This is a genomic window from Citrobacter sp. T1.2D-1 (genome assembly GCF_950098555.1).
Lineage (GTDB): Bacteria > Pseudomonadota > Gammaproteobacteria > Enterobacterales > Enterobacteriaceae > Citrobacter_A > Citrobacter_A telavivensis.
In genome coordinates this window covers 120,810-145,521 of sequence record NZ_CATNHH010000078.1, presented here as the reverse complement: position 1 = coordinate 145,521, position 24,712 = coordinate 120,810, and the positions used below count along the sequence as shown (strand labels likewise).

Sequence of the window (24,712 nt, the reverse complement as noted above, 5' to 3'; positions counted from 1 at the left end):
AAGAGTTAAATTTTGCGGTTAAAATTATTCAGGGTAATTATATTTTATTGAATATAATTACCCATATTAATTATGGTTGCGCCATCATGGCATCCAGCTGCGCTTTTTCGGGTAAGCCAACGACCTGCTGAAGGACGTTATCTTTACTCATATAATAAATCGCGGGTGTGACGTTCGCGCCTAAATCATCCATGATTTTCTGGTTCATATTGAGGGTTTTCATGTGATCCGGCGAAATCGCTTTGGGCACATTGAGCGTCATTTTTCCACCAGAGGCTTCGTAATCATGCCAGGTTTTCGCCGGATCGTTCGACGCCAGAATGGCCGCGGCAGTGGCAGGACTCTCTGGCTTGATGACGCCGACGAGTAGCGTACGTAATTGTACTTTACCCGACTCCACCCACGGACGCGCCTGTTGCCAGAACTGTTTACAGTACGGGCAGAATGGGTCAGCAAAAACATAGAGCACCACCGGGGCGTCTTTCTTGCCATCCAGTAACCAGTTGGCTTTTTCCATGCGCTGCCACATTTCTCGCCCGGCGGGCGCATAGATCTCTTTCTCTATCAACTGATTGCTCAGGTTTTCCCCTTTTTCATTGTACATGTAGCCTGAAATGGCCTGTTTGCCATCAGGTGTCAGGTAGATAGTGACGCCCATATCCTGGTATTTCCCGAGATAACCTTTCATCCCGCCGGGCGCATCGAACGACTTGATAATAGTAATGCCTTGTTTTTCTATCGCTTTGACCGGCGCAGGCAGGTCTTCGGCCCAGGCAAAGAGAGGGAAGAGGGAGAGCAAAAACGTACGTTTTAACATCTTTTATCCTTATAAATCAGAGCGATTGCGAGTGAGGTGAGAAAACCTATCACAGCCATAGGTAAGACCTCAGCCAGGAACATTGCCCTTTCAGGAGTGGGGTGGTGTAATCCTTCTCGCTGTTACAGCCTTTGTTAAGGTAATGTAGAGCGCAACACATAGCCAGTTTCACTGGCGCTGAAGTTACCCACGGGTAGTTCAGGTAACGGGGCTGCCTGCAAAGGCGGCCCTTTTTACTTTGCGTCATCGCACGTTCACAACGTTGAATTGAGAGGTTTGTTAGTTAACGCTTATTGATTTGATAAAGGAAACGCATTAGCCCTGTCGGTCAATCTTCGGTAACGTATCCCTCAACGAAAACACGGAGGAAGTACAGATGTCTTTGATTAATACAAAAATTAAACCTTTTAAAAACCAGGCGTTCAAAAACGGTGAATTCATTGAAGTGACCGAGAAAGATACTGAAGGCCGCTGGAGCGTCTTCTTCTTCTATCCGGCTGATTTTACTTTCGTATGCCCGACCGAACTGGGCGACGTTGCAGACCATTACGAAGAGCTGCAGAAACTGGGCGTAGACGTTTACTCTGTCTCTACCGACACCCACTTTACCCACAAAGCATGGCACAGCAGCTCTGACACCATCGCCAAAATCAAATACGCGATGATCGGCGACCCGACTGGCGCCCTGACCCGTAACTTCGACAACATGCGTGAAGATGAAGGTCTGGCAGACCGCGCAACGTTCGTTGTTGACCCGCAGGGTATCATCCAGGCGATCGAAGTTACCGCTGAAGGTATCGGCCGTGATGCTTCTGACCTGCTGCGTAAAATCAAAGCCGCTCAGTATGTCGCTTCTCACCCAGGCGAAGTGTGCCCGGCTAAGTGGAAAGAAGGCGACGCGACTTTAGCACCGTCTTTAGACCTGGTTGGTAAAATCTAAGCCTTTAAGGCGCTTCGAAGCCGGATGGCGCTGCGCTTATCCGGCCTACACATCGGGCCTACAACATCGTAGGCCGGGTAAACGAAGTGCCACCCGGCAACAAACGGGTGCATCACGCACCCGTTTTATTCCAAACCCCATGATGCAAGTTGCATTCACGCAGCCCGATTAAGGCAGCTTGCATGATGATGTTTTCAGAGAGGGAAGAAGAATGCTCGACACAAATATGAAAACCCAGCTCAAGGCCTATCTTGAGAAACTGACCAAACCTGTTGAGCTGATTGCTACGCTGGATGACAGCGCTACATCGGCAGAAATCAAGGAACTGCTGGCTGAAATCGCCGAACTGTCAGAGAAAGTCACCTTTAAAGAAGACAACAGCTTAGCCGTACGTAAGCCCTCTTTCCTGATTACCAATCCGGGTTCAAATCAGGGGCCGCGCTTTGCGGGTTCCCCGTTGGGCCACGAATTTACCTCACTGGTTCTGTCACTGCTGTGGACCGGTGGACACCCGTCAAAAGAAGCGCAGTCTCTGCTTGAGCAGATCCGCGATATTGACGGTGATTTTGAGTTTGAAACCTATTACTCACTCTCCTGCCATAACTGCCCGGACGTGGTGCAGGCGCTGAACCTGATGGCGGTGCTGAACCCGCGCATTAAGCATACGGCAATTGATGGCGGCACGTTCCAGAACGAGATCACCGAGCGTAATGTGATGGGCGTTCCGGCCGTGTACGTTAACGGTAAAGAGTTTGGTCAGGGCCGCATGACGCTGACGGAAATCGTGGCGAAAGTGGATACCGGTGCTGAAAAACGCGCCGCCGAAGAACTGAGTCAGCGTGATGCCTATGATGTTCTGATCGTCGGTTCCGGCCCTGCGGGCGCGGCAGCGGCGGTCTACTCCGCGCGTAAAGGCATTCGTACCGGCCTGATGGGCGAGCGTTTCGGCGGTCAGGTGCTCGATACCGTGGATATCGAAAACTACATTTCTGTACCGAAAACAGAAGGGCAGAAACTGGCCGGCGCACTCAAGGCCCACGTCGATGATTATGACGTCGATGTGATAGACAGTCAGAGCGCCAGTAAACTGGTGCCAGCGGCCAGCGAAGGCGGTTTACATCAGATTGAAACGGCGTCCGGGGCGGTACTGAAAGCGCGCAGCATTATCATCGCCACCGGTGCGAAATGGCGCAACATGAACGTACCGGGTGAAGACCAGTATCGTACTAAAGGCGTAACCTATTGCCCGCACTGCGACGGCCCGCTGTTTAAAGGTAAGCGCGTGGCGGTGATCGGCGGCGGTAACTCCGGCGTGGAAGCGGCGATTGATCTCGCCGGGATCGTGGAACACGTAACCCTGCTGGAATTTGCCCCAGAAATGAAGGCCGACCAGGTTTTGCAGGATAAAGTCCGCAGCCTGAAAAACGTCGACATCATCCTGAACGCCCAGACGACGGAAGTGAAAGGCGATGGCACGAAAGTGGTTGGTCTGGAATACCGCGACCGCGTGAGTGGCGATGTTCACAACGTGGAGCTGGCGGGCATCTTTGTTCAGATTGGTCTGTTGCCAAACACCACCTGGCTGGAAGGGGCGATTGAGCGCAACCGGATGGGTGAAATCATCATCGACGCGAAATGCGAAACCAGCGTGAAGGGCGTATTCGCCGCGGGCGACTGTACCACCGTGCCGTACAAACAGATTATCATCGCGACCGGCGAAGGAGCGAAAGCGTCTCTGAGCGCCTTTGATTACCTGATTCGTACGAAAACGGCATAAAAAAGAAAGTAAGACTACACCTGCAATACCGAAACCGCCTGTTAACCACAGGCGGTTTTTTTATGTCTTTTGCCATCCATTGTTAGCTTTTGAAACAATAAAAATAATTCACGTCCCATTAAATACAATTAATCCTTCCTTTAATCAAAGAATGGACGACATATTTCGTTATTATACCCTCTCTGTTTTATTTATATATTTACCTCATGAATTAAAAACTGGGCATTTATGGATTTATTTAATAATACTTTGACGGACAGTGAATCGTCAGGACTGCTATTACGTGATTTTTTTCATTCCCGTGACGGTGAGTCGTTAAAAGCCGCGTGTATTGCCCTTGATCCTCCGGCGGTGTTTGTCATGACCGCGTCGGCGTGGCAGGAGGTTGAGTATGACTACAATGCCCTGTTTATCGGGCCCTGCGCGCTAAAGGCCGCGCCATATGCTTCGGTGTATCTGGAAGAAGAAGGCCTTGTCATGGGAAAAACGACGAGGACGATAAGGGATTTTATGGCAAGTATTGGGTTGTCCATAAATAGCGAAAATAATATACCGGACGATCATATTTCATATGTTATAGAACTCGCGATCGTGTTATCGGCGAATGTCAGACAGTCCCCGCAATATCGTGACATGCTGGCGCGCTATATCAATGACTATGTTGCGTTATGGGTCCCTGAATTTATCGCAAGGATAAAACGTTATGCCCAAACCGCAACGCTGCATGCGGTGGCGGAAAAGTTATCTTACTGGATTGATGAATTAAAACGAGATTATCTTTATGAGCAATGAACCAGGACTTCTTAACCGACGTTCTTTTTTAAAAGGGCTGATTGCCCTCGGTACCGTCGCGGCGTTACCGGGTGGATTACTGACGTCCCGCTGCGCGCTGGCGCAACCGCCCATTCCATTTAACCCAAAAACCTACAAAATCTATCGCAATGCGTGTCCACGCAACTGCTACGACACTTGTAGCCTGAAAACCTGGGTCAAAAACGAGGTGATTACCTTTGTGGAGGGGGCATCGGAGTCGACGTTTACCCATGGAACGCCGTGTGTGAAAGGGTTGAGCTATCCCCGCCGGGTCTACAGCCCCGATCGGATCAAGTATCCCATGATTCAGGATGGGCGAGGTACCGGTAAATGGCGTCGTATTTCCTGGGAAGATGCAATGCAGCGTATCGCCCGCAAAATGCTGGAAATTAAAAAGCGAGACGGTTCGATGCTCGGACTGGCGTTGTCCAAATATTCAGGCAATCTGGGCGTGATGGGCTATGCCGTTGAGGGGATGATGTCTTCACTCGGCTATACCACGCGTTTTGCCGGTACGCCGTGCTGGCCTGCAGGTATTGATGCGCAAAATTATGATATGGGCGATATGTGGTGTAACGACCCGGAAGATTTTGTGAAGGCCAAATACATCATCATCTGGGGCGCAAATCCGGCCTGGTGCTCCATGCATACCATGAAGTACATCTATCAGGCGCGTGAGCAAGGGGCGAAGGTGGTCGTTATCGATCCCCTGTTAACCCAAACGGCGGCGAAGGCCGATCTGTTCCTGCGTGTGCGTCCTGGATCTGACGGAGCGCTGGCGCTGGGTATGGCGCGTCACCTGCTCGATACCGGGCGTGTCGACCAGGATTTCGTTAATAATTATGCTCATGGTTACCCGGAGTTCGAAGCTTATCTACGCAGCCACGTTACCGTTGAATGGGCGGCGGAACAGTGCGGCCTATCTGCAGCGGTGATTCGCGAACTGGCGGAAGAGTTTACTGCCGTTAAGCCTGCCACTGTATGGATTGGCTATGGCATGCAGCGTCATGTCAACGGCGGTGCGAATGTGCGCGCCATTGACGCATTTGTCGCGATGACCGGCAATATAGGTCTGGAAGGCGGTGGTGCGCGCTACGGGCATTTGCAGACCTGGGGTTATAACTATGCCGGGATGATGCAAAAACCGCCAGCAGGCTCTGTGGGTATCAAAGGGGCGGGCGGTCCTGTCGGCGAGTTTGTCAGCGACAGCGGTGAAAAGAGTGAATACTCCGATCGCGCGCTGAATATCAACCAGACGGCGCAGGGTATTCTCGACGCCAGCGAACCGCCTGTCCGCATGCTATGGGTGGCGTCCAAGAACCCGTTTGCGCAGGATTTCGATCGTAACAAGATGGAGAAAGCGTTCGAAAAACTGGAAATGGTAGTCTGCGTCGATCAGTTCTTCAATGAAACTGTTCAGCATGCCGATATCGTGCTGCCGGTCACGACCACTTTCGAGCAGTGGGATGTCTGTTCGTCTTACTGGCACTACTGGTTGTCGATCAACGAGCCGGCCATTAAGCCGCTTTATGAGTGTAAAAGCGATCCTGAAATTGCTGCGCTGTTGTCTAAAACCATCAACCAACTGGAGCCTGGTTCCTGTACGTTCCCGCAGGAGTTTGATGCGAAGCGTTGGCTGGATAAGGAGTTCAACGACGGCATGGGCAAGCTGTTTGCCATCAGCGGCTGGGACGATCTGCGTGACGGTCCACGCAAAGCTAAAATGCCCAGCACTGCCGCCTGGTACGATCGCAAATTCAAAACGCCATCCGGGAAATATGAGTTCAAATCTGAACGTTGCGAACAAAACGGCCACACCGCGCTACCGGAATACAAACCCGCCGCGCAAGGGGCGTTGCCGTTCCATCTGTTCACCCCGCATCTGCAGTATGGCCTGCATTCGCAGTTTATGAATCTTGACTGGATGCAGGTGTTCTGGCCTGAGCCTTTTGTCTACATTCATCCGTCAGCCGCTGCAACAAAAGGCATTGCTGAAGGCGATCTCGTCAAGGTCTTCAATGAGGCGGGGCATGTGGAACTGCGCGCCAAAATTACCACCAACGTGCCGGATGATTTCCTGGTGATGTACGAGTCGTGGTTTAACAAGCTGCGCTATAACGTGCAAAACGTCGTCAAGGATACGCCTGCGGATATGGGAAAAATGGCAACGGGCGCGCCAGGCGCCGCTATTCATAGCCAATTTGTCGATATCATTCGATTGGACAGTGAAGGAGCCACAGCATGAGACGCGCGTTTTTAGTGAATAGTGATAAGTGCATCGGCTGCCGTGGCTGTGCAATGGCATGTAAAAGCTTTAACCAACTGGAGCCGGAGCGCTTCTGGCGCTACGTATATCCGCTGGATAAAGAGATCTATCCGCACGAGGAGCGCGCATTTTATTCGCTGGCCTGCAACCATTGCGAAAAACCGGCCTGCGTTGCGGCATGTCCGGTAGAAGCGTACACCAAACGGGAAGATGGCGTGGTGGTGCATAACCCAGAGCGCTGCATCGGTTGTAAAAACTGCATCCGCAATTGTCCGTATGGCGCGCCGCGCTTTAACGAAGAGACGCGCAAGGCGGAAAAATGCAGCATGTGTTATGAGCGACTGGACATCGGCATGAACCCGGCCTGCGTCAATGCCTGCCCGGTGGGGGCGCTGACCCTGATCGATCTCGATGCAGACTCCATTCCGACCAATGCGGTGCAATATCCGCCAGGATTCCCGCGGATGCCGCAACTTAACCCTGGCACGCGTTTTATCCTCGCCCGTCAGCCCAAACAACCGGAGGACAAGTAATGGAAAAATATGAACTGCCTTTGGTGATCTTTACCTTATTAAGCCAGACGTCAGTAGGGATGACGCTGATCCTGACGCTGCGTTCACTCCGTGGCGAACTGGAAGGAAAACGTGTGTACTGGCTGGTTACGGGGTTAATTCTTGTGGTGGCATCTGTCGCGGCGGTACTGCATCTGGCACATCCGGACAGAGCGTATAATGCGCTGATTAACCTGAAACACGCCTGGCTGAGTCGGGAGATCCTCGGTGCTACGCTGTATGGTGTGGCGATAGGCATTACATTTCTGACTAAAGGGCACAAAGTTCCGGCTATTCTGACGTCGATGCTTGGGGTTGCGCTGGTGGTGGTGCAGGGGATGACCTATGCTGCACCGGCGATGGTGGCTATCGCCAACGGTCTGACGATGCTGTTGTTTTTGATCACAGTGTGGGTGATGGGATGTGCGACGATTCCATTGCTGAAGCTAAAACCGTCATTATCCGCGCTGCGCCAGGCGATTGTGGTTTGTCTGGCGGTGCTGATCGCCGCACCGATGATTTGGCTCATTGGCGGTACCATCATGCAGATGACAGCGCATGCGTGGCTGACGTCTCCGCTTTATCTGGTAAGTCTGGCGTGTTTGTTGCTGGCATTTGTTCTGACGCGCGGTGGTGAGCGCCGCGGGGCTGTGCTGTTTGGGCTACTGTTTGTCGGGATGTTCTTCAGTCGGTTGGTCTTTTTTGGCGATACCGTGAGTACGATTGTGAACATTGGTCATCTGTTCTGATGCGGATGAAAAAAGCCCTGCCTGCTGACAGGGCTTGTTGGTATTCGGGCGCAATTTAGCGCACAACCAGTACCGGCAGGGTCGCATGACGTACCACGCTTGAGGCGTTAGAACCCAGCAGGTGTGTGGTGATTGACGGATTACGTGAGCCAATGACCACCACGTCTGCATTCAGCTCTTCGCCGAGCTCATTGACCACGTCGCGGACGCTGCCAAAGCGGACATGCTGCTTGATGCGGGCAGGATCGATACTGAAGTGACCGACCATCGTTTGCAGTCGGGTTTCGGCTTCATGCTGTAAATGTTCTTCAAAACGACGAACGTCGGCGGCGAAGCGATGCAGGCTCAGGCTGGCAGAACCTGGTAGCACATGCAGAAGATGAATGACGCCATCCTGCTGCGCCAGAAATTCAGCGTGGCGAATCGCCTTATCGCTGAGTTCCATTTCAAAAACATCAACCGGCATAATGATTGTCTTATACATACCCGTTTCTCCCTGTTAATTAATACTCAAATCATTCAAGCATATAATAATAATTCTGTCTGCTTTCTGCAGGGGATTTTTCGCATTGTGCGGCGATTCCTTGTGCATTCGCTACCAGTGATTCTCCAGGTAAAGCACGGCCCCGACGATGATCGCCGCCATGATGAGGAATCCCAGTAATATGCTGAATGTTTCGTTCATGACCGCACCTGTCAATGAAACCGATTCAGTGTGGACGAGTCAGGCGAAAGGCGAACCAGGAAGAATGGGTGATTTTACGCAAAGTGGCGGAAAGAGGATGCGAACGCATCCTCTGGGTAAAGCGGAAAGTCGCTTATGCAGATGGGATTAACGCAGGAAGTCGCCTGCTGCTTCGGGTTGGTATTCCAGCTCCAGCACTTCGAGGTGGGTGGATGCGCCGCCCGGAAGTTCCCAGTGAATGGTGTCGCCCACACGCACGCCTAACAGCGCAGCACCGACGGGGGCCATCACTGAAAGTTGCGTATTGCTGTCGGTCATCGCCGCAGGATACACCAACGTACGCACGCGAATTTCGCCATCGCTGAGATTGCGGAATTTAACGCGGCTGTTCATGGTCACGACGTCATGCGGCATGGCTTCCGGCGAACACATTTGGGCACGATCCAGCTCGTCATTCAACGCGTCGGCAATGGGTAAATCTGCATACGCGGGTTGTTCCAGTAAGCGATCGATGCGTTCTGCATCAAGGTCGTTAATGATGATAGTTGGTCTGGACATTTTTACTCCATGTCGTCAGTACTGCGTTTTGCCGCAGGTAATATTCCCAAAAGAAAACCCTCACCGTCTGGCGGCAAGGGTTTAACTCTCCAGATGATACTGAGACTTACCCCGGGTTTGAAGTGATTTAGTTCACATTCGGGTAAATAGCTAAAAAAGCATCACTAGTATGAATTTTATTCGATAAACGTGATCGTTCTCAAATTTGCATTATGCTTTTTAAGCACGCGCCGCGGCGCGTCACTCTCTCAGTGTTCTATTACAGGAGATCTCATGAGCCAGTACGACAAAATTACTCTCAAAGATGGCAGTTATCTGTATTTTAAAGACTGGGGTAACCGCAGTGGCCAGCCGATTGTCTTCAGCCACGGCTGGCCGTTAACGGCTGATGCCTTTGAAGATCAGATGCTTTTTCTTGGCTCGAAAGGATTTCGGGTGATAGCCCACGACAGGCGCGGACATGGTCGCTCAGCCCAGCCGTGGGAGGGGCACAATATGGACCAGTATGCGGACGATCTGGCTGAACTGACCGCACACCTGAATCTGCAAAATGCGGTGCACGTTGGTCACTCAACCGGCGGTGGCGAAGTGGCGCGTTATATCGGGCGACACGGGACGCAGCGGGTGGCAAAAGCGGTATTGATTGGCGCGGTGACGCCCATTATGGTGAAAACCGAGTTCAACCCAAACGGTGTGCCGGAAGCGGTTTTCGACGGCATTCGTGAAGGGGTTGTCAATGACCGTGCCGCCTTTTTCTATGAGCTGACCGCTGCATTCTATGGCTATAACCGTCCGGGCGCGAAAGAGTCGAAAGCGGTGCGGGAAAGCTTTGTGGAGCAGGGATTACAGGGCTCAATAAAAGCGCTGTACGACTGCATCAAGGCGTTCTCGGAAACGGACCTGCGTGAAGACTTGCGCAAAATGACTATCCCAACACTGGTTATTCATGGTGATGACGATCAAATTGTCCCATTTGAGACCTGTGGCAAAGTCGCAGCGGAAATACTGCCTGACGCGCAACTGAAGGTCTATGCGGGCGGTTCCCATGGCATTTGCACCACCCATAAACAGCAGATAAATCAGGATCTGCTTAACTTTATTCAGTCGTAATCTTTAACGGATTACTCTACGCTGATCCTCTTCTATTAGGGGGATGAGCGGAGCGCAATTCGTGCTTCGCCGACGTCACATTCATCAGAGAATACTATGTATTTCTATCAACCCTCGCAGGGACACGGCCTGCCACACGACCCGCTTAATGCCATTGTTGGTCCACGGCCTATTGGCTGGATCGCCTCTCAGGATACCGCTGGTCGGGATAACCTGGCACCCTACAGCTTCTTCAACTGTTTCAATTATCATCCGCCCATTATCGGTTTTGCCAGCACCGGCTGGAAAGACAGCGTACGTAACATCATGGAAACCGGCGAGTTTGTCTGGAACCTGACCACGCGAGAGTTAGCCAGCGCGATGAATGAAACCTCCGCCAGTCTGCCACATGGCGAAGATGAATTTTTTGCCGCCGGGCTGACGAAGGCGGAAAGTCGTCTGGTGAAAGCGCCACGCGTTGCACAAAGTCCGGTGAATTTTGAATGTCGCCTGTCGCAGAGTATTCAGCTCATGACCGCGCAAGGGGAAGCCATCGAAACCTGGCTGATTCTGGGCGAAGTGGTGGGGATTCACATCGCTGAAACGCTGCTGGAAGAGGGCGTTTACCAGACCGCAAAAGCACAGCCCGTGCTGCGCGCCGGTGGCCCGACGGCCTACTATGCGATCAGCGAGTCGCACCGCTTTGACCTGGTGCGTCCGGATGCTCGCGCGAAACGTTGACGCTGTCGCCGGCGCGGATTTCGCGCCGGGACAGTGAATCAGTAACCCACTTTGTCGATGATAAACTGTTTACCACAGTTCCCCGGATGGGGTTGCGGGGCGAACGAGTCAGCGGAGAGCGGCGCGTTGATGGTCGTGGCCTTCAGTGAGAACTGGATCTCCGTCAGGTAAGCCGGATTACCGTGGCAGCTCAGTTTCACTGCGCTGACGGCCTCTTTTCCCCAGCGCCTGGCCACCGCCGCATCGAAGGCGCGGCGACTCACGCTCTTGCCGTAATTTTCACCGAGAAATACCCCTAACTCGCTGGCCTTGATCTCTTTGTTCAACCGCACCATCGTGCCAAAGTACGCATCCGGGTCGAAGCCAAAACAGGCACCGTGTTTTGCGTATTCGTAGCGCTCAAGGCAAGTACGTCCGCCCGCACCCGGCATCACGTCACTGAGTTTGGCGGCCGTTTCCAGCGACAGGCCCGTTTCGGGTGCCGCGCATTTACGGCTGGCGCGCGCTTCTGGCTGATTGGGGATGGGACGCGTGGCGCAGCCAAAGCGCATCCACCGGCGTTCATCGACCCCGCGCGACGCGATGGATTTCGGCAATCCTGGCCACAAACCGTGAACGGTCAGGAAATCGACTTTGTTAGCGGTCTCTTTTTGCAGGCGACATTCATCAGGCTCGCGGCGGTCGCGCTCATGCTGACTCTGGCAAAATCCCGTCTGCCAGGAGAGTGCCAGCACGTAACGGTCGAAATCGCCGTACTGCGTGGGCTGTAATTCGTTGGCGGTTGCCGAAGAAAGAGGGAGGAGTGAGGCGGCGAGCCACCCCCATTTTTGCCAGGTCGGTTTCATGATGGTTCTGAACTTATATAAAATCTGAATAGTATCTATTTAACCATAAAAAAAGCCCGCGAGGTGTGTTTACCCCGCGGGCCTTGATCCATTCAGCGTTTTACGTCAGGACTAGCTCCACATCGCCAGAATCGGCCAGCCAACCAGCAGCAGCATCGCAATGTAGATAACCCCGAAGATGGCGCCAAGACGCCAGTAGTCTTTGGATTTCACATAGCCGCAGCCGTAGATGATCACCCCAGGACCCGTTGCGTATGGCGTCAGACAACCCATAATCCCGATGGACAGCACCAGCAGGATACTCAAATGTTCCATCGGCACGCCCGGGATACCTTTACCGACCGCCAGAATAACCGGCAGCATTGTCGCCGTGTGCGCCGACAGGCTGGCAAACAGGTAGTGGGCAAAGTAGAACACCAGCACCAGCACAATCACCGTCGCGTTAGGCGAGAAACCTTCCAGATGGGTGCTCATGGTACCCGCGAACCAGTCGATGAACCCGGAACGGGTTAAACCGCTTGCCATCACCACAAGGGTGGCAAGGTTCACCAGCGTGTTCCAGGCGCTGTTGTATTTGGTAATGTCTTTCCACGGCACCACGTGCAGTGCCAGCATCAGAGAAACGGCGAGCAAACCGACGGCGGTGGCGTCGATCACTTCGCCGCCGAAGACCCACAAGCCTAAGCTCAGCAGAACCAGACCGACCAGCGTCCACTCTTTGCGCGTCAGAGTGCCCATGGTTTTAAGTTCATCACCCGCCCAGGCGGCGACTTCCGCACTGTGTGTGACTTCAGGTTTGTAGAGAACGTAAGAGAGCCACGGCGCAACGATCAGCAAAATGATACCGACCGGCAGGAAGCTGAGGAACCACTGCAGCCAGCTTATCTGCACACCGGCGATTTTGTTGACAAACTCCAGACCCAGCACGTTTGGCGCCGCACCCGTGACGAACATCGAAGAACTCAGGCTGGTACTGATGACCATCATCCACATCAGGTAACCGCCGATACGACGTGCGGACGGATCGTTCGGGAACGATTTAAACAGCGGTGGCAGGTTTTTGATTACCGGGAACACGGTGCCACCGGTACGCGCGGTGTTGGATGGCGTAAACGGCGCCAGCAGAATGTCGATGATGACAATCGCATAGCCCAGCGTCAGGGTACGTTTACCCATGAATTTCACCAGAAACAGCGCGATACGACGGCCAAGACCGGTGACTTCATAGCCGAGAGCGAAGATGAACGCGCCGAACACCAGCCAGACGGTGGTACTGGAGAAACCTGCCAGACCCCATTTCAGCGCTTGTTTACCGGCGTCAAATGCCGGATCCGCCAGCTCTTTGGCATCAAACAACAGGTAGTTGCTGCCAATCACGCAGATGGTGACCGCGATGAAGCTGATTGCGGTAGCCGGAATGGGCTCCAGAATCATACCGACGATCATCGCCACGAAAACGGCGAAGTAGTGCCATGCCTGAGGGGGCATGCCGTCCGGGACGGGGATAAGAAACATGACGCCCATGATTATCAAGGGGGCAAACAACTTCCATATAGTATCTTTCGATAAAGACATAAGTGATTCTCCGGAAAGGATCTTTTCAATAATTGTGTAAATGTTTAATTTGAGAAATCTGGGCCAAAAACCACGTTACGATCAGCAGGTCGGCACTGCCGCCAGGACTGAGATTGCGTTCAATGCAGTGGCTGTCGAACTGATGCAGATGAGTGAGATCGGCGGGGGTTCGGATGCCCCCTTGTTGTAACAATGCGTTTGCCTGCTGCTGTATCCAGCGCAGTCCTGCCGCACCGCCACGCGAGGCAACGTTGGTGTCGCCGTTGAGCGCAATCAGCAGGAGTAAGGTGTCGAGCAGTGCCAGCTCGGGATCGCGCCCCTCAGCTAACAGGGCGCGATAGTGTGGAAGCGCATGGCGGATAACCAATGGATATCCCGCTTCGGCTTCGCCACGTGCGCCGGTTAATCCCAGTTGCTGATAAAGTCGCTGACCTGCCGTGATTTGTTGATTGTTATTGCGCAGTTCGCGCTCGGTCAGACCGCGACAAAAGCTGGCGGCGGTAGTGCAGATCGTTTCCGGTGTAACAGATTGCCGTTGCTGATGTAGACGGCCAATGGCGGCACACAGCAGGCCGAGAGAAAAAATGCTGCCCTTATGGGTGTTCACACCCGCGGTGGCCCGAAACATGTCGGCTTCACAGGCCATACCTAACGGGCGTAAGCCGTTTAATACGGCGTCGGCTGGCATTTGCGCGCAGCAGGCACCGTATTCAATAAAACGCGGCAACCAGGCCTGAATGGCCAGCGCGCTGCGGTGAAAATCCGTCAACGACATGTCTTTATGCGCGCCACAGTTCAGACGATCGACCAGCCCGGGTTTTGGCGTCAGGTTGACTTCCGTCAGCATTGCGCGCCACGCCAGATGGCCGTACGCGTCAACCAGCGTGTGGGGAAGGGCGGTGGTTTCAACGGGCATATCGGGAATCGGCAGCATGCAGTAGCGCCTCCATGTGGTTGATCAGAAAGGAGAGCGTATGGGTTTTCCCACGCGCGCATTCCGCCGCGTTCTGTTCGCACAGCAGACAGCGGCGAGGGGGAAGCGCGAAATGGCGGCGGGAGAGAATTTCGCCTCCGGGAGTGAGCACATCGATGTCCCACAAACGTCCCAGAGGATGAGTCTGTTCGAGCTCAATGGTTGCGAGCTTGATGTCACGGGCCGGTGCCTCAATCGAGAGCATGCCTTCTGGCCCGCTGGCTGAGGCCAGTGCAGCCTGCTCCCTGATAGGCCAGTCCGCCTGCGCCGCCAGCGTACGCAGGGCGGTCACGCCATGATTAAAGAGGCGACGGGTGAGCTCGCTGTCTTTAATCGGGCCAGGCGCTACCACGGTAAAGGAGACCAGTGGAATAGGATGGCGCGCCAGCCAGACGTGTTGCCGTGCCTGTCGCTCATCCCGACTGACGAGTAGCTCGGGAATTGAAACTGCGTGGCGGGTGGCCTGTTCAGGGAGCAGGTGCATGGCTTATTCCTTCACCTGATGAACAACGTCGATCACTGAACCATCGCGATAGCGCACTACGGCAATCACGCGGTCGGTGAATTCGATTGGACGAGGTTCGCCAGTGAGTTGCTGTGCACGTTCGCGTAACCACTCAATCGAGACGACCTTCATCCCCGCGTCTTTCAGGCGTTCTGCCAGTTCCGGACGCGCCGGGTTAACCGCAATACCATGATCGGTAACCAGAATATCGACGCTGGAACCCGGTGTGACGCAGGTCAGCACGTTATCTACCAGCGTCGGAATACGGCCACGTACCAGCGGCGCGACGATGATTGACAGCGCAGCGGCGACGGCGGTATCGCAGTGACCGCCGGACGCGCCGCGAATGACGCCGTCAGAACCGGTCAGCACGTTGACGTTAAACTGGGTGTCGACTTCAAGCGCACTCAGCACGACCACGTCCAGACGGTCAACGGAGGCCCCTTTTGAACCCCAGTTGGCATACTGATTTGCACTGATTTCGATGTGATTCGGGTTGCGCGCCAGAGATTCAGCGGCGCTGCGGTCAAAGCTCTGTACGTCCAGCAGTTTGCGAATCAAACCTTTTTCATGCAGGTCGACGATAGTGGCGGTGATGCCGCCCAGGGCGAAATCTGCGCGGATATTGCGGCTGCGCATTTTGTCTTCCAGGAAGCGAGTGACCGCCAGCGAGGCACCGCCGGTACCGGTTTGCAGTGAAAAGCCTTCTTTGAAATAGCCGGAGTGGGCGATGACCTCGGCCGCGCTGCGGGCAATCAGCAGTTCACGCGGGTTAGTGGTCATTCGGGTGGCGTCGGCCCCGATTTTATCGGCATCACCGACCTGGTCTATTTGCACTATCAGATCAACCTGATCCTGGGTGATGCTGGCCGGGTTGTGTGGATAAGGCAGCAGTTGCTCCGTCAGTAGCACCACCTGGTTGGCGCTTTCCGCGTCAACGCGGGCATAGCCGAGTGAGCCGCAGCACGCTTTACCGGTATAGCCGTTGGCGTTACCGAAAGGATCGCATGACGGGACGCCGAGGAAGGCCACGTCAATGCTGAGTTCGCCGCTTTGTACCAAATGCACGCGCCCGCCGTGGGAGTGAACCTGGACGGGCTCTGCCAGCAGGCCGCGAGAGATCTCTTCTGCCAGCGGTCCGCGCAGACCGGAAGTATAAATGCGGCTGACGACGCCGTGACGAATATGGTCGACCAGCGGTGCGTGGCAGTCACTCAGGGAACTGGAGGCCAGCGTCAGGTTTTTAAATCCCATGCTGGCAATGGTTGCCATCACCAGGTTGAGGGTCAGGTCGCCGCCGCGAAACGCGTGGTGGAAGGAGATGGTCATGCCATCCTGTAAACCGGAACGGCGGATCGCCTCTTCAAGACTCGCGCACAGTTTTTGGTCACGCGGTTTTTGTGCCTGCAGAGCTTGTTTCGCGGTGCTCGTATAGGTGGAAAGGTCACTTTCGGCCTGGCGACTCCAGGCTGCTACCCGTTCCTGTCGTTGAAACTGTTCGTTTTTCTGGGTCATTGTTTTTGCCTTATTCTTCGCGGATGCCGGAAAGTTCTGCGCGGGAGAGCACCAGACGTGCGCGCTCGATCACCGGGCTGTCGACCATCTTGCCGTTCAGGGAGACCACCCCGAGGCCTTCGCGGGCGGCGGCTTCTGCGGCTTCCACGACCAGACGCGCATGCGTCACTTCTTTTTGCGTCGGGGCATACAGGTTGTGCAGCAGTTCAATCTGGCGTGGGTTGATCAGCGATTTGCCGTCAAAGCCCAACTGTTTGATGTGGGCCGCTTCATGCAGAAAGCCCGCTTCGTTGTTGGCATCGGAATAGACGGTATCGAACGCCTGAATCCCGGCGGAGCGTGCGGCCTGTAAAATCGAGCAGCGGGCAAACAGTAATTCAGTGCCCTCTGGTGAACGTTCTGTACGCAGGTTGCGTACGTAGTCTTCCGCTCCCAGCGCGATCCCGATCAGACGCTCGGAGGCGTGGGCAATTTCTACGGCGCGGGTGATACCTAACGGCGATTCGATGGCGGCCAGCAGACCTGTACTGCCTGGCTCGCGACCGCAGGCTTTTTCAATACGCAGAATTTCGCTTTCGATATCGATAACATCCTGAGCGGTATCGGTTTTCGGCAGCCGAACCACGTCAGCACCGCCGCGAACGACCGCTTCCAGATCGTTGATCCCCCATTCGGAATCCAGCGCATTTACGCGCACAATGGTTTCGACGTCGTGGTAGAGCGGATGCTGCAGCGCGTGGTAGACCAGGCGACGCGCGGTGTCTTTTTCACGCAGTGCGACGGAGTCTTCCAGGTCAAACATCAGGGCATCTGCCGGATAGATGAAAGAGTTGCTGACCATTGCGGCATTGGCGCCGGGAACAAACAGCATGCTGCGGCGAGTGCGCGTTTTGCGCTGTTGTAAAGAAGCGGAAATCATTGGCGATCCTCCCAGGGCAGGGCCGGGATGCCGCTGGCGCGTGCCAGTAATGCTTCCAGTCGTGCACGTAAAATGCAGTCCAGCGCGCCTTTATCATCGACATTCAATTGCACGCCGCGCACGTCATACTGCGCCAGAACATCCAGAATGGTGGCGCGAATGGCCTCGCCAAACTGTTTCTCAACGCTGCTGTTGATCTGCAGATCAATATCCTGCGTATCGAGAGGGGCGATGCGTATCATCACATCACCGGACTCAAGTGTGCCTGCGACGGCAGCCTGATTTATTTTCATTTTTCACCTGTTACTAATGCGGGGGTCTTTTGGCGGACTGTCGCGGGAGCGGGCGCGCGTTCAGGCATGCTTTGCAGGTACTGCAAAGTGGCTGAAGGCACCAGCGACGCGATAGCCGTGAGATCTTTTTTCACGAGCAGTTTGCGCACCAGAGAGGCGGAGATCGGCGTCTCCTGGAAACACAGTCGCTCTATTTCCACCAGTTCAATGGGCGGGGCGGGGAGGGTCGGCGTTTCCAGCCAGAAACGCATATCGTGGTTATACTGGGCGGTTACGCCGCAAAACGGTTCCGTACCGACGAAGCGATGGGTGATCCCCAGCGCGGGTGCCAGATACTGACGGAAAATTTTTAAATCAATTTCGGTGTAGCAATGGTTGATGACGCTCTGTTCTTTGATGAAGTAGCACGGGAATGTGGCACGCGAAATGATGTATTCCGAACCGCGATGGACGGTGAGATGCGCAATATCCGACGTGCCTTTAAGCACCAGATCGAGTCGGTCCTCATACGGGAAACGCGAGGTATCTTCTTTCACCAGAAACAGATGAAGCCAGTCACACTGCGCCGCTGCCTGTTTGATCAAATAGCGGTGACCATTGGTGAACGGGTTGGCATTCATCACGATACAACCGATTTTCTTTCCGTCATGACGCAGTTTGCTCAACGACTCCGCGTAGCGTTTCAGACGCGTGGTGCTGTTTTCCATCAGCACCATGATGCCGGGAACGCTGGTGAGGGTGGAAAATCCGCACTGCCTGAACAACGTTTCGTACTCTGTTTTGGTATAAATGAAGAGATGCGTGCAGTGTCTTTCGTAGGCGAGATTGATGAGTTCTGTCGCCAGCGTGAGCGCTAAACCTTCACCGCGTACCGATTCGCTAATGGCAACGCACTTAATGATATTTCCGGCAATACCGCCGCAGGCGATGAGTTTTTCGTCGCGGGTAACGGTAATAAAAACCTCAACGGTGGTATCGACGCTCAGATCATTTTCTTTCAGGAATTGCGTGATCGCCGCCATTTTTATATTTTCTGAGCGTTTGACGCGCGTGAACACATTATTACCAAACATAGTGGATGAGTCCTGAAGATATATTGTTGTTGCCAGTATTGTGCGTATGTTGTATGAGAATACTATTTGATAACGTTTTGTTTTCATTCCGGGAAAAAGACGATTTTGCAAAGGTCTATTTCTTTTTTTCCCGAATGCATACATCGTAAGGAGTATTTCGGAGATAAATTTTGATTTATTTCACAAAGGCTTAGATGGTTTTTATGAGTTTAATGGTTTTAAGTTTTTTAATTATTCTTATTGCAGATTGTGACGTGGAGTTAAATGACTTAATTGATTTAATGTGGTGAATCTGTAACGATCGTCTTTATTATTTCTGTGTTTGGATAGAACATTTTTATTACATTTGCTGGCTAACTATACCGAATAATGCCCATTAAGGAACAGTCATGTTGGTTCAAAAAAATAAAAAGCCGTTTTCTTTTTTTCGCCGACTGGCATTTCCGTTACGCATTTTTCTGCTTATTCTCGTTTTCTCAGTGTTCATTATTGCCGCACTGGCACAGTATTTTTCCGCCAGTTTTGAGGATTATTTGAGTACACATGTCCGCGATATGGCGATGAACCAGGCGAAGATTATTGCCGCCAACGACAGCGTCATTGCGGCAGTGAAGGCACGCGATTACCAACGGCTGGCAACCATTGCCGGTAAACTGCAGAGCGATACCGATTTTGATTATGTGGTGATTGGCGATAGTCACTCTATTCGACTTTATCACCCTAATCCGGAGAAAATCGGTTACCCGATGCAGTTCACTAAACCGGGCGCGCTGGAGAGAGGGGAGAGTTATTTCATTACCGGGACGGGGTCGATTGGGCTGGCGATGCGGGCAAAAACGCCCATCTTTGATGATGACGGTAACATCATCGGCGTGGTCTCCATTGGCTATCTGATCAGCAAAATTGACAGCTGGCGGCTGGACTTCATTCTGCCGATGGCTGGCGTGTTTGTTCTGCTGTTGGTGGTTCTGATGCTACTCTCCTGGTTTTTTGCCGCCCACATCCGTCGCCAGATGATGGGGATGGAACCCAAGCAAATTGCCCGGGTGGTTCGTCAGCAGGAAGCGTTGTTCAGCTCAGTATATGAAGGGCTGATAGCTGTCGATCCGGACGGCTATATTACGGCCATTAACCGCAGTGCGAGAAAGATGCTCGGTCTGCGTTCGCCGGGCCGACAATGGTTGGGTAAACCGATTCATGAAGTGGTGAGCCCGTCGGATTTCTTTACCGAACAGATTGCTGAAAGGCGTGTGGACGCAATGGTGAACTTCAATGGCCTGAGCGTTATCGCCAACCGCGAGGCGATCCGTTCAGGCAATGAACTGCTGGGGGCGATCATCAGTTTCCGCAGCAAAGACGAAATCGCCACCCTGAACGCGCAACTGACACAGATTAGGCAATATGTGGAGAGCCTCAGAACGTTACGACATGAACATCTGAACTGGATGTCAACGCTCAATGGCCTGCTGCAAATGAAAGAATACGATCGGGTCAGGGAGATGGTACAGGGGGAGTCGCAGGCACAGCAGCAGCTGATCGACAGCCTGCGCGAGGCGTTTGCCGATCGCCAGGTGGCGGGTCTGCTGTTTGGTAAGGTTCAGCGCGCGCGCGAACTGGGTCTCAAAATGACGATCGTTCCCGGAAGCCAGCTTCAGCAACTGCCGGAAGGGCTGGACAGTACCGAGTTTGCGGCGATTGTCGGGAATCTTCTCGATAACGCGTTTGAAGCCAGCTTGCGTACCGAGCAAGGGAATAAGGTTGTGGAACTGTACCTGAGCGATGAAGGCGATGATGTGGTGATCGAAGTTGCCGACCAGGGATGCGGTGTCCCTGAAGCATTGCGCGAAAAAATATTCGAACAAGGTGTGAGCACCCGTTCCGATGAGCCAGGTGAGCACGGCATCGGACTGTATTTGATTGCAAGTTATGTGGGGCGCTGTGGCGGAATGATTACTCTGGAAGATAATAATCCCTGCGGCACCTTATTCTCTCTTTTTATTCCGAAAGTGAAAAAGAACAATGACGGAACCATTAACCCTATTAATCGTTGAAGATGAAATGTTGCTTGCTGAGATGCATGCCGAGTACATTCGCCATATTCCTGGTTTTCATCAGATCTGGTTAGCCGGTAATCTGGCGCAGGCAAGAATGATGATTGAACGGTTCAAACCGGGTCTCATTTTGCTGGATAACTACCTTCCGGACGGGAAGGGGATCTCGCTGCTGCATGAGTTGACGGCGTCGCATTATCCCGGCGGGGTGGTCTTTACCACCGCAGCCAGCGATATGGAAACGGTGGCGGACGCCGTGCGCAGCGGGGCGTTTGATTATCTGATCAAACCTATCGCTTATGAGCGCCTGGGACAGACGCTCACCCGTTATCAACAGCGTAGACGGATGCTGGCAGAAAACGACAGTGCCAGCCAGCGACAAATTGATGAGATGTTTAATGCCTACGCGCGAGGTGAGCCGAAAGATGAATTACCCACCGGTATTGATGCCTTAACGCTCAATGCGGTTAAAAAGCTGTTTGCTGACCCGCAGGTACAGCACACTGCTGAAACCGTCGCGCAGGCGCTGACCATCAGCCGTACGACCGCCAGACGGTATCTCGAATACTGCGCCAGTCGGCATCTGATTATTGCGGAAATTGTGCATGGTAAAGTGGGGAGACCACAGCGTATTTACCACGGTTAATGACGGTTTGGCCGGATGAGACGCACAGCGCCACCATCCGGCATTGGCCCTGAATCAGCCTCCCGTCACCGCGGAAGATGAACCTGGAACCATCACTTCAGTCGCGATGATAACGATCAACAGCCCGACCATGACCGGTACGGATGTGCGTTTTACCACTTCGAACGGCGAGATTTTTGCCATCCCCGCCACCGCCACGACCACGCCGGAGACCGGGGAGATCGTACGGCCCAGGTTGGACGCCTGCAGCATTGGAATCGACAGGTACGCCGGGTTGATGCCCGATGATTGCGCCAGCTTAGGAATCATTTCAACGAAGGCATAGAACGGCGCGTTACCGGAGCCGGTAGTCATTGCTGCCAGCATAGTCAGAATCACCAGTACCAGCATCAGGATGATGCTCGCCGATCCAAATGAGGTGGCGATGGAGATCAGACTCTGGATGAAGCCAATCGTGCTCAGACCCTGCGCGAACACGCCTGCCGCGACTAACAGCATTACCACGTTTGCAAAAGCGTCGGCCATGCCGCGATACGCCACTTCGAGTCCTGAATACACTTTCTGAGTGTTGAAACCCCGGACGAATTCCAGTACCGCAGCGATAAGCATGCAGAGCACCAGAATCGTAATGATGTGCAGTTGTGGCCCCCACTTGCCGTCAAAAATCAGCACCCCGATAATCGGCGTAAACGGCAGAATGGCGTAGAACGCCGGTGCCGTGGTGGTGATTTCATTCACGTCGAGCATTTCATGGGCAGCATTCTCTTTTTTATCCAGATAGCGCTGCCAGAAATAGTGCGCAATCGCCATCCCGATAATCGCCGCAATGGAAATCGGCAGCGTGGTTTTAAAGGCAAAATCGATCAGCGGCATTTCGGCCGCTTTTGCAGCCAGCACCACATCACCGGAGGTGGGGGAAAGGATAATCGCCGCAGGCGAGGCACAGATGGCCGCAGCGGCCCCCCGGCTAATTCCCACGTTAACCATGATCGGGAAAAGCGTTGCCATCAACAACACGCCGAGCCCGGTGGCGGAAGAGACAGCCAGGGACATCAGACAGGCGACAAAATAGGCGGCAATCATTAGCAGATAAGGTGAATTGATGTACTGCAACGGCTTAGAAGCCAGTTTCACGACCATATCGTTCGCGCCGATGTGGGTCATGTAGGCGGCAAAACCGCAGAGCATCATGATCATCATACCGAGATCGCCACCACGGCTCATCAGCAGGATTTTGACGTACTCAACGATATCCGTTGCGGAATAGCCCGTAGACGTTTCGCTGGAGGGCAGCACTTTATGGCCCATCAGGGCGCTGATAATCAGCAGCGCCAGACCGCCAACAAAGAGCACGCCGGTAGCCGAATACCCTTTAATGATGTAGCGCGCTACACCCACAATAACCACAACTCCAATAAGGAGTTCGATAAAAGTCAACATTGTTTCCCCTGTCGCGTGGACACCAGAAGTAAAATTAAGAAAATGCCAATTGTTGGTGTGAAAATGTGCCGAATAAGTGCGTGCTACTTGCTGATTAAAATCAATAAACAGAACGATTAACTGTCGGTAAGCGGCTATTTTTACGTTAGGGTGATGAAGACGGAATATTTTATTTTCCTGTTTTCCGGAAAATGCCTGGTTGTTTGTGATTTGTTTTGTTTTTGTTTTATCATTGTTAATTGATAAGGGTTGAAGAGTGTTTTTACCGCAATTGTGTTAAAGTCAGACAATATCTGACTGATAATTCAGCGATAAATAACATTACAAAGAACGTGGTTTAATTGATGAATTCAAAATCTTAGAACAATCTGATTCATGTCAGTGCTACCGCTGTTAAGGTTTCATTCAAGTTATTTTTGATACAATAAAGACTGAACTTAAGAATGGTAATAAATGTTGTGAGCGCAGCTAAAAAATATTTTCTCTTTTTTTCATTTCTTTTTATTCAGTTAGCGATGCTGCCGCAGGCGGTGGCGGAAGAAAAAGGGTGGTTTAATACCTTTACCGACAATGTTGCCGAAACCTGGCAGCAGCCTGAGCATTATGATTTGTATATTCCCGCTATTACGTGGCACGCGCGTTTTGCCTATGATAAGGAAAAAACGGACCGCTATAACGAGCGTCCGTGGGGCGGCGGTTTTGGTCAGTCGCGCTGGGATGAAAAGGGAAACTGGCACGGCCTGTACATTATGGCCTTCAAAGATTCCTGGAATAAATGGGAACCGATTGGCGGTTATGGCTGGGAGAGTACCTGGCGACCTCTGCCGGATGACAATTTCCATTTGGGACTCGGTTTTACCGCCGGGGTGACGGCACGTGACAACTGGAACTACATTCCTCTTCCGGTCCTGCTGCCGTTAGCTTCCATTGGCTACGGTCCTGCGACGTTTCAGATGACCTATATCCCTGGTACCTATAACAACGGTAACGTCTACTTTGCGTGGATGCGTTTTCAGTTCTGAACCAATGAATGGCAATAAACGTAATATAAAACATAGCGTTATAAGCTTATGCTAAAAAATAACGCGACTTTTATCACTTTTTGCCAAAGTTCGACTGGACAAAGTGAACCACAATTGGTGTACTGGTACCCGACACAGCATTTGTGTCTATTTTTCATGTAAAGGTAATTTTGATGTCTAAGATTAAAGGTAACGTTAAGTGGTTTAATGAGTCCAAAGGATTCGGTTTCATTACTCCGGAAGATGGCAGCAAAGATGTGTTCGTACACTTCTCTGCAATCCAGACCAATGGTTTTAAAACTCTGGCTGAAGGTCAGCGTGTAGAGTTCGAAATCACTAACGGTGCCAAAGGCCCTTCTGCTGCAAACGTAACTGCTCTGTAAGCTTACGTCAGCAAGATTTCAAAACCCGCTTATTAGCGGGTTTTTTTTGGTCTCTAGTGCGCGCTGGAGGCGGAAAACAGCCAGAACGCCAACGCCGTCATCGCAAAGGATCCCAACAGGTTGGCCAACACATTTAGCATTGCCCAGCCCAGTCGTCCTTCCTGAAGCAGAAAGACCACTTCCGCCGAAAAGGTAGAGAATGTCGTCAGGCCGCCACAAAAGCCGGTTGTGATCAGCACCTTCCACATGGGATCGATGTTGGTCATGCGACTAAACCATGCCAGACCCATACCAATGATGAACGCGCCAAGTAAATTTGCGGTCAGGGTTCCCATCGGAATCGCCTGATGCATAGGGTTAAACCGCATACTGAGCATCCATCTCGCTACACTTCCTGTGCCACCGCCAATAAAAACCGCTAAAAGAAGTTGTAACACTGCATAATCCTGCTATTTGGTTGGTATATAAGATAAGTGTAACGCCGAA

General features: G+C 52.8%; 26 protein-coding genes. 12 read left to right on the top strand and 14 right to left on the bottom strand.

All coding sequences use genetic code 11. From position 1 onward, the window contains the following. Nucleotides 1–70: 70 nt before the first annotated feature. The gene (dsbG, locus tag QQZ17_RS25855; protein WP_152405527.1) at nucleotides 71–817 is read right to left on the bottom strand and encodes a thiol:disulfide interchange protein DsbG; all 747 of its coding nucleotides are present in this window, start codon (nucleotides 815–817) and stop codon (nucleotides 71–73) included. A 376-nt stretch (nucleotides 818–1,193) separates the two neighbouring features. Here dsbG and ahpC point away from each other — a divergent pair, with 376 nt between their 5' ends. From ahpC to QQZ17_RS25825, 6 genes are all read left to right on the top strand, one after another. After that, the gene (ahpC, locus tag QQZ17_RS25850; RefSeq protein WP_152405526.1) at nucleotides 1,194–1,757 is read left to right on the top strand and encodes an alkyl hydroperoxide reductase subunit C; all 564 of its coding nucleotides are present in this window, start codon (nucleotides 1,194–1,196) and stop codon (nucleotides 1,755–1,757) included. A 211-nt stretch (nucleotides 1,758–1,968) separates the two neighbouring features. Further along, nucleotides 1,969–3,534 carry an alkyl hydroperoxide reductase subunit F gene (gene ahpF, locus QQZ17_RS25845; protein WP_152405525.1) on the top strand — a complete coding sequence of 522 codons (1,566 nt, stop codon included), beginning with the start codon at nucleotides 1,969–1,971 and terminating at the stop codon, nucleotides 3,532–3,534. 228 nt (nucleotides 3,535–3,762) lie between these two features. Next, a complete protein-coding gene (locus tag QQZ17_RS25840; protein WP_152405524.1) occupies nucleotides 3,763–4,326 on the top strand; it encodes a TorD/DmsD family molecular chaperone in 564 nt (187 codons plus the stop codon). Further along, nucleotides 4,316–6,592: a molybdopterin-dependent oxidoreductase gene (locus tag QQZ17_RS25835; RefSeq protein ID WP_152405523.1), complete on the top strand. Its 2,277-nt coding sequence runs from the start codon at nucleotides 4,316–4,318 to the stop codon at nucleotides 6,590–6,592. Before QQZ17_RS25840 ends, QQZ17_RS25835 begins: the two co-directional genes overlap by 11 nt. Beyond that, entirely contained in the window at nucleotides 6,589–7,146 is a 558-nt protein-coding gene (locus QQZ17_RS25830; RefSeq protein ID WP_152405522.1) for a 4Fe-4S dicluster domain-containing protein, read from the top strand. The genes QQZ17_RS25835 and QQZ17_RS25830 overlap by 4 nt, the downstream gene beginning before the upstream one ends. Then, nucleotides 7,146–7,913 (top strand): dimethyl sulfoxide reductase anchor subunit family protein, encoded by a 768-nt coding sequence (locus QQZ17_RS25825; protein WP_152405521.1) that lies wholly within the window; start codon nucleotides 7,146–7,148, stop codon nucleotides 7,911–7,913. Before QQZ17_RS25830 ends, QQZ17_RS25825 begins: the two co-directional genes overlap by 1 nt. A gap of 55 nt (nucleotides 7,914–7,968) precedes the next feature. Here the strand turns inward: QQZ17_RS25825 and uspG are convergent, their stop codons facing one another. From uspG to rnk, 3 genes are all read right to left on the bottom strand, one after another. Next, nucleotides 7,969–8,397 carry a universal stress protein UspG gene (uspG, locus tag QQZ17_RS25820; RefSeq protein WP_046477250.1) on the bottom strand — a complete coding sequence of 143 codons (429 nt, stop codon included), beginning with the start codon at nucleotides 8,395–8,397 and terminating at the stop codon, nucleotides 7,969–7,971. 111 nt (nucleotides 8,398–8,508) lie between these two features. After that, nucleotides 8,509–8,598 carry a small membrane protein YldA gene (gene yldA, locus QQZ17_RS25815; RefSeq protein ID WP_284554214.1) on the bottom strand — a complete coding sequence of 30 codons (90 nt, stop codon included), beginning with the start codon at nucleotides 8,596–8,598 and terminating at the stop codon, nucleotides 8,509–8,511. A 147-nt stretch (nucleotides 8,599–8,745) separates the two neighbouring features. Further along, entirely contained in the window at nucleotides 8,746–9,156 is a 411-nt protein-coding gene (gene rnk, locus QQZ17_RS25810) for a nucleoside diphosphate kinase regulator (protein ID WP_152405520.1), read from the bottom strand. A 273-nt stretch (nucleotides 9,157–9,429) separates the two neighbouring features. Between rnk and QQZ17_RS25805 the strand changes: the two genes are divergently transcribed. Both QQZ17_RS25805 and QQZ17_RS25800 read left to right on the top strand, forming a co-directional pair. Next, nucleotides 9,430–10,266 (top strand): alpha/beta fold hydrolase, encoded by an 837-nt coding sequence (locus QQZ17_RS25805; protein ID WP_152405519.1) that lies wholly within the window; start codon nucleotides 9,430–9,432, stop codon nucleotides 10,264–10,266. A 96-nt stretch (nucleotides 10,267–10,362) separates the two neighbouring features. Next, nucleotides 10,363–10,986, top strand: coding sequence for a flavin reductase family protein (locus tag QQZ17_RS25800; RefSeq protein WP_152405518.1), 624 nt, complete (start codon nucleotides 10,363–10,365; stop codon nucleotides 10,984–10,986). A 38-nt stretch (nucleotides 10,987–11,024) separates the two neighbouring features. Here the strand turns inward: QQZ17_RS25800 and rna are convergent, their stop codons facing one another. The 8 genes from rna to citC all read right to left on the bottom strand — a co-directional run bounded on the left by rna (nucleotide 11,025) and on the right by citC (nucleotide 18,684). Further along, nucleotides 11,025–11,831: a ribonuclease I gene (rna, locus tag QQZ17_RS25795; protein WP_152405517.1), complete on the bottom strand. Its 807-nt coding sequence runs from the start codon at nucleotides 11,829–11,831 to the stop codon at nucleotides 11,025–11,027. A 111-nt stretch (nucleotides 11,832–11,942) separates the two neighbouring features. Beyond that, nucleotides 11,943–13,406 carry a citrate/succinate antiporter CitT gene (citT, locus tag QQZ17_RS25790; protein WP_152405516.1) on the bottom strand — a complete coding sequence of 488 codons (1,464 nt, stop codon included), beginning with the start codon at nucleotides 13,404–13,406 and terminating at the stop codon, nucleotides 11,943–11,945. Between the two features lie 25 nt (nucleotides 13,407–13,431). Continuing rightward, nucleotides 13,432–14,340: a triphosphoribosyl-dephospho-CoA synthase CitG gene (citG, locus tag QQZ17_RS25785; protein WP_152405515.1), complete on the bottom strand. Its 909-nt coding sequence runs from the start codon at nucleotides 14,338–14,340 to the stop codon at nucleotides 13,432–13,434. Continuing rightward, nucleotides 14,312–14,863, bottom strand: coding sequence for a citrate lyase holo-[acyl-carrier protein] synthase (citX, locus tag QQZ17_RS25780; protein WP_152405514.1), 552 nt, complete (start codon nucleotides 14,861–14,863; stop codon nucleotides 14,312–14,314). Before citX ends, citG begins: the two co-directional genes overlap by 29 nt. 3 nt (nucleotides 14,864–14,866) lie before the next feature. Next, on the bottom strand, nucleotides 14,867–16,399 hold the full coding sequence (gene citF / locus QQZ17_RS25775) for a citrate lyase subunit alpha (RefSeq protein ID WP_152405513.1): 1,533 nt from the start codon (nucleotides 16,397–16,399) through the stop codon (nucleotides 14,867–14,869). 10 nt (nucleotides 16,400–16,409) lie between these two features. Beyond that, nucleotides 16,410–17,318 (bottom strand): citrate (pro-3S)-lyase subunit beta, encoded by a 909-nt coding sequence (gene citE / locus QQZ17_RS25770; protein WP_046477264.1) that lies wholly within the window; start codon nucleotides 17,316–17,318, stop codon nucleotides 16,410–16,412. Beyond that, nucleotides 17,315–17,611: a citrate lyase acyl carrier protein gene (gene citD, locus QQZ17_RS25765; protein ID WP_152405512.1), complete on the bottom strand. Its 297-nt coding sequence runs from the start codon at nucleotides 17,609–17,611 to the stop codon at nucleotides 17,315–17,317. Before citD ends, citE begins: the two co-directional genes overlap by 4 nt. Further along, entirely contained in the window at nucleotides 17,608–18,684 is a 1,077-nt protein-coding gene (citC, locus tag QQZ17_RS25760) for a [citrate (pro-3S)-lyase] ligase (protein WP_152405511.1), read from the bottom strand. The genes citD and citC overlap by 4 nt, the downstream gene beginning before the upstream one ends. 389 nt (nucleotides 18,685–19,073) lie before the next feature. On the opposite strand from citC, the gene dpiB reads away from it, so the two are divergent. Both dpiB and dpiA read left to right on the top strand, forming a co-directional pair. Further along, a complete protein-coding gene (gene dpiB / locus QQZ17_RS25755) occupies nucleotides 19,074–20,735 on the top strand; it encodes a sensor histidine kinase DpiB (protein ID WP_152405510.1) in 1,662 nt (553 codons plus the stop codon). Next, nucleotides 20,704–21,381 carry a two-component response regulator DpiA gene (gene dpiA / locus QQZ17_RS25750; RefSeq protein ID WP_042320718.1) on the top strand — a complete coding sequence of 226 codons (678 nt, stop codon included), beginning with the start codon at nucleotides 20,704–20,706 and terminating at the stop codon, nucleotides 21,379–21,381. The genes dpiB and dpiA overlap by 32 nt, the downstream gene beginning before the upstream one ends. Nucleotides 21,382–21,435: 54 nt before the next feature. On the opposite strand, the gene dcuC is transcribed toward dpiA, so the two are convergent. Further along, complete coding sequence (gene dcuC, locus QQZ17_RS25745) at nucleotides 21,436–22,821, bottom strand: anaerobic C4-dicarboxylate transporter DcuC (protein WP_152405509.1); 1,386 nt, start codon at nucleotides 22,819–22,821, stop codon at nucleotides 21,436–21,438. A gap of 443 nt (nucleotides 22,822–23,264) precedes the next feature. Here dcuC and pagP point away from each other — a divergent pair, with 443 nt between their 5' ends. Both pagP and cspE read left to right on the top strand, forming a co-directional pair. After that, nucleotides 23,265–23,843 (top strand): lipid IV(A) palmitoyltransferase PagP, encoded by a 579-nt coding sequence (pagP, locus tag QQZ17_RS25740; protein ID WP_152405508.1) that lies wholly within the window; start codon nucleotides 23,265–23,267, stop codon nucleotides 23,841–23,843. Nucleotides 23,844–24,016: 173 nt separating this feature from the next. After that, nucleotides 24,017–24,226, top strand: coding sequence for a transcription antiterminator/RNA stability regulator CspE (cspE, locus tag QQZ17_RS25735; RefSeq protein ID WP_000034826.1), 210 nt, complete (start codon nucleotides 24,017–24,019; stop codon nucleotides 24,224–24,226). A 53-nt stretch (nucleotides 24,227–24,279) separates the two neighbouring features. On the opposite strand, the gene crcB is transcribed toward cspE, so the two are convergent. After that, nucleotides 24,280–24,663, bottom strand: a complete 384-nt coding sequence (gene crcB, locus QQZ17_RS25730; protein ID WP_152405507.1) for a fluoride efflux transporter CrcB — start codon at nucleotides 24,661–24,663, stop codon at nucleotides 24,280–24,282. Nucleotides 24,664–24,712: the final 49 nt, after the last annotated feature.

Coding starts and splice junctions, on each gene's coding strand:
- dsbG (WP_152405527.1), bottom strand. CDS start 817: ATGTTAAAACGTACGTTTTTGCTCTCCCTCTTCCCTCTCTTTGCCTGG.
- ahpC (WP_152405526.1), top strand. CDS start 1,194: ATGTCTTTGATTAATACAAAAATTAAACCTTTTAAAAACCAGGCGTTC.
- ahpF (WP_152405525.1), top strand. CDS start 1,969: ATGCTCGACACAAATATGAAAACCCAGCTCAAGGCCTATCTTGAGAAA.
- QQZ17_RS25840 (WP_152405524.1), top strand. CDS start 3,763: ATGGATTTATTTAATAATACTTTGACGGACAGTGAATCGTCAGGACTG.
- QQZ17_RS25835 (WP_152405523.1), top strand. CDS start 4,316: ATGAGCAATGAACCAGGACTTCTTAACCGACGTTCTTTTTTAAAAGGG.
- QQZ17_RS25830 (WP_152405522.1), top strand. CDS start 6,589: ATGAGACGCGCGTTTTTAGTGAATAGTGATAAGTGCATCGGCTGCCGT.
- QQZ17_RS25825 (WP_152405521.1), top strand. CDS start 7,146: ATGGAAAAATATGAACTGCCTTTGGTGATCTTTACCTTATTAAGCCAG.
- uspG (WP_046477250.1), bottom strand. CDS start 8,397: ATGTATAAGACAATCATTATGCCGGTTGATGTTTTTGAAATGGAACTC.
- yldA (WP_284554214.1), bottom strand. CDS start 8,598: ATGAACGAAACATTCAGCATATTACTGGGATTCCTCATCATGGCGGCG.
- rnk (WP_152405520.1), bottom strand. CDS start 9,156: ATGTCCAGACCAACTATCATCATTAACGACCTTGATGCAGAACGCATC.
- QQZ17_RS25805 (WP_152405519.1), top strand. CDS start 9,430: ATGAGCCAGTACGACAAAATTACTCTCAAAGATGGCAGTTATCTGTAT.
- QQZ17_RS25800 (WP_152405518.1), top strand. CDS start 10,363: ATGTATTTCTATCAACCCTCGCAGGGACACGGCCTGCCACACGACCCG.
- rna (WP_152405517.1), bottom strand. CDS start 11,831: ATGAAACCGACCTGGCAAAAATGGGGGTGGCTCGCCGCCTCACTCCTC.
- citT (WP_152405516.1), bottom strand. CDS start 13,406: ATGTCTTTATCGAAAGATACTATATGGAAGTTGTTTGCCCCCTTGATA.
- citG (WP_152405515.1), bottom strand. CDS start 14,340: ATGCTGCCGATTCCCGATATGCCCGTTGAAACCACCGCCCTTCCCCAC.
- citX (WP_152405514.1), bottom strand. CDS start 14,863: ATGCACCTGCTCCCTGAACAGGCCACCCGCCACGCAGTTTCAATTCCC.
- citF (WP_152405513.1), bottom strand. CDS start 16,399: ATGACCCAGAAAAACGAACAGTTTCAACGACAGGAACGGGTAGCAGCC.
- citE (WP_046477264.1), bottom strand. CDS start 17,318: ATGATTTCCGCTTCTTTACAACAGCGCAAAACGCGCACTCGCCGCAGC.
- citD (WP_152405512.1), bottom strand. CDS start 17,611: ATGAAAATAAATCAGGCTGCCGTCGCAGGCACACTTGAGTCCGGTGAT.
- citC (WP_152405511.1), bottom strand. CDS start 18,684: ATGTTTGGTAATAATGTGTTCACGCGCGTCAAACGCTCAGAAAATATA.
- dpiB (WP_152405510.1), top strand. CDS start 19,074: ATGTTGGTTCAAAAAAATAAAAAGCCGTTTTCTTTTTTTCGCCGACTG.
- dpiA (WP_042320718.1), top strand. CDS start 20,704: ATGACGGAACCATTAACCCTATTAATCGTTGAAGATGAAATGTTGCTT.
- dcuC (WP_152405509.1), bottom strand. CDS start 22,821: ATGTTGACTTTTATCGAACTCCTTATTGGAGTTGTGGTTATTGTGGGT.
- pagP (WP_152405508.1), top strand. CDS start 23,265: ATGGTAATAAATGTTGTGAGCGCAGCTAAAAAATATTTTCTCTTTTTT.
- cspE (WP_000034826.1), top strand. CDS start 24,017: ATGTCTAAGATTAAAGGTAACGTTAAGTGGTTTAATGAGTCCAAAGGA.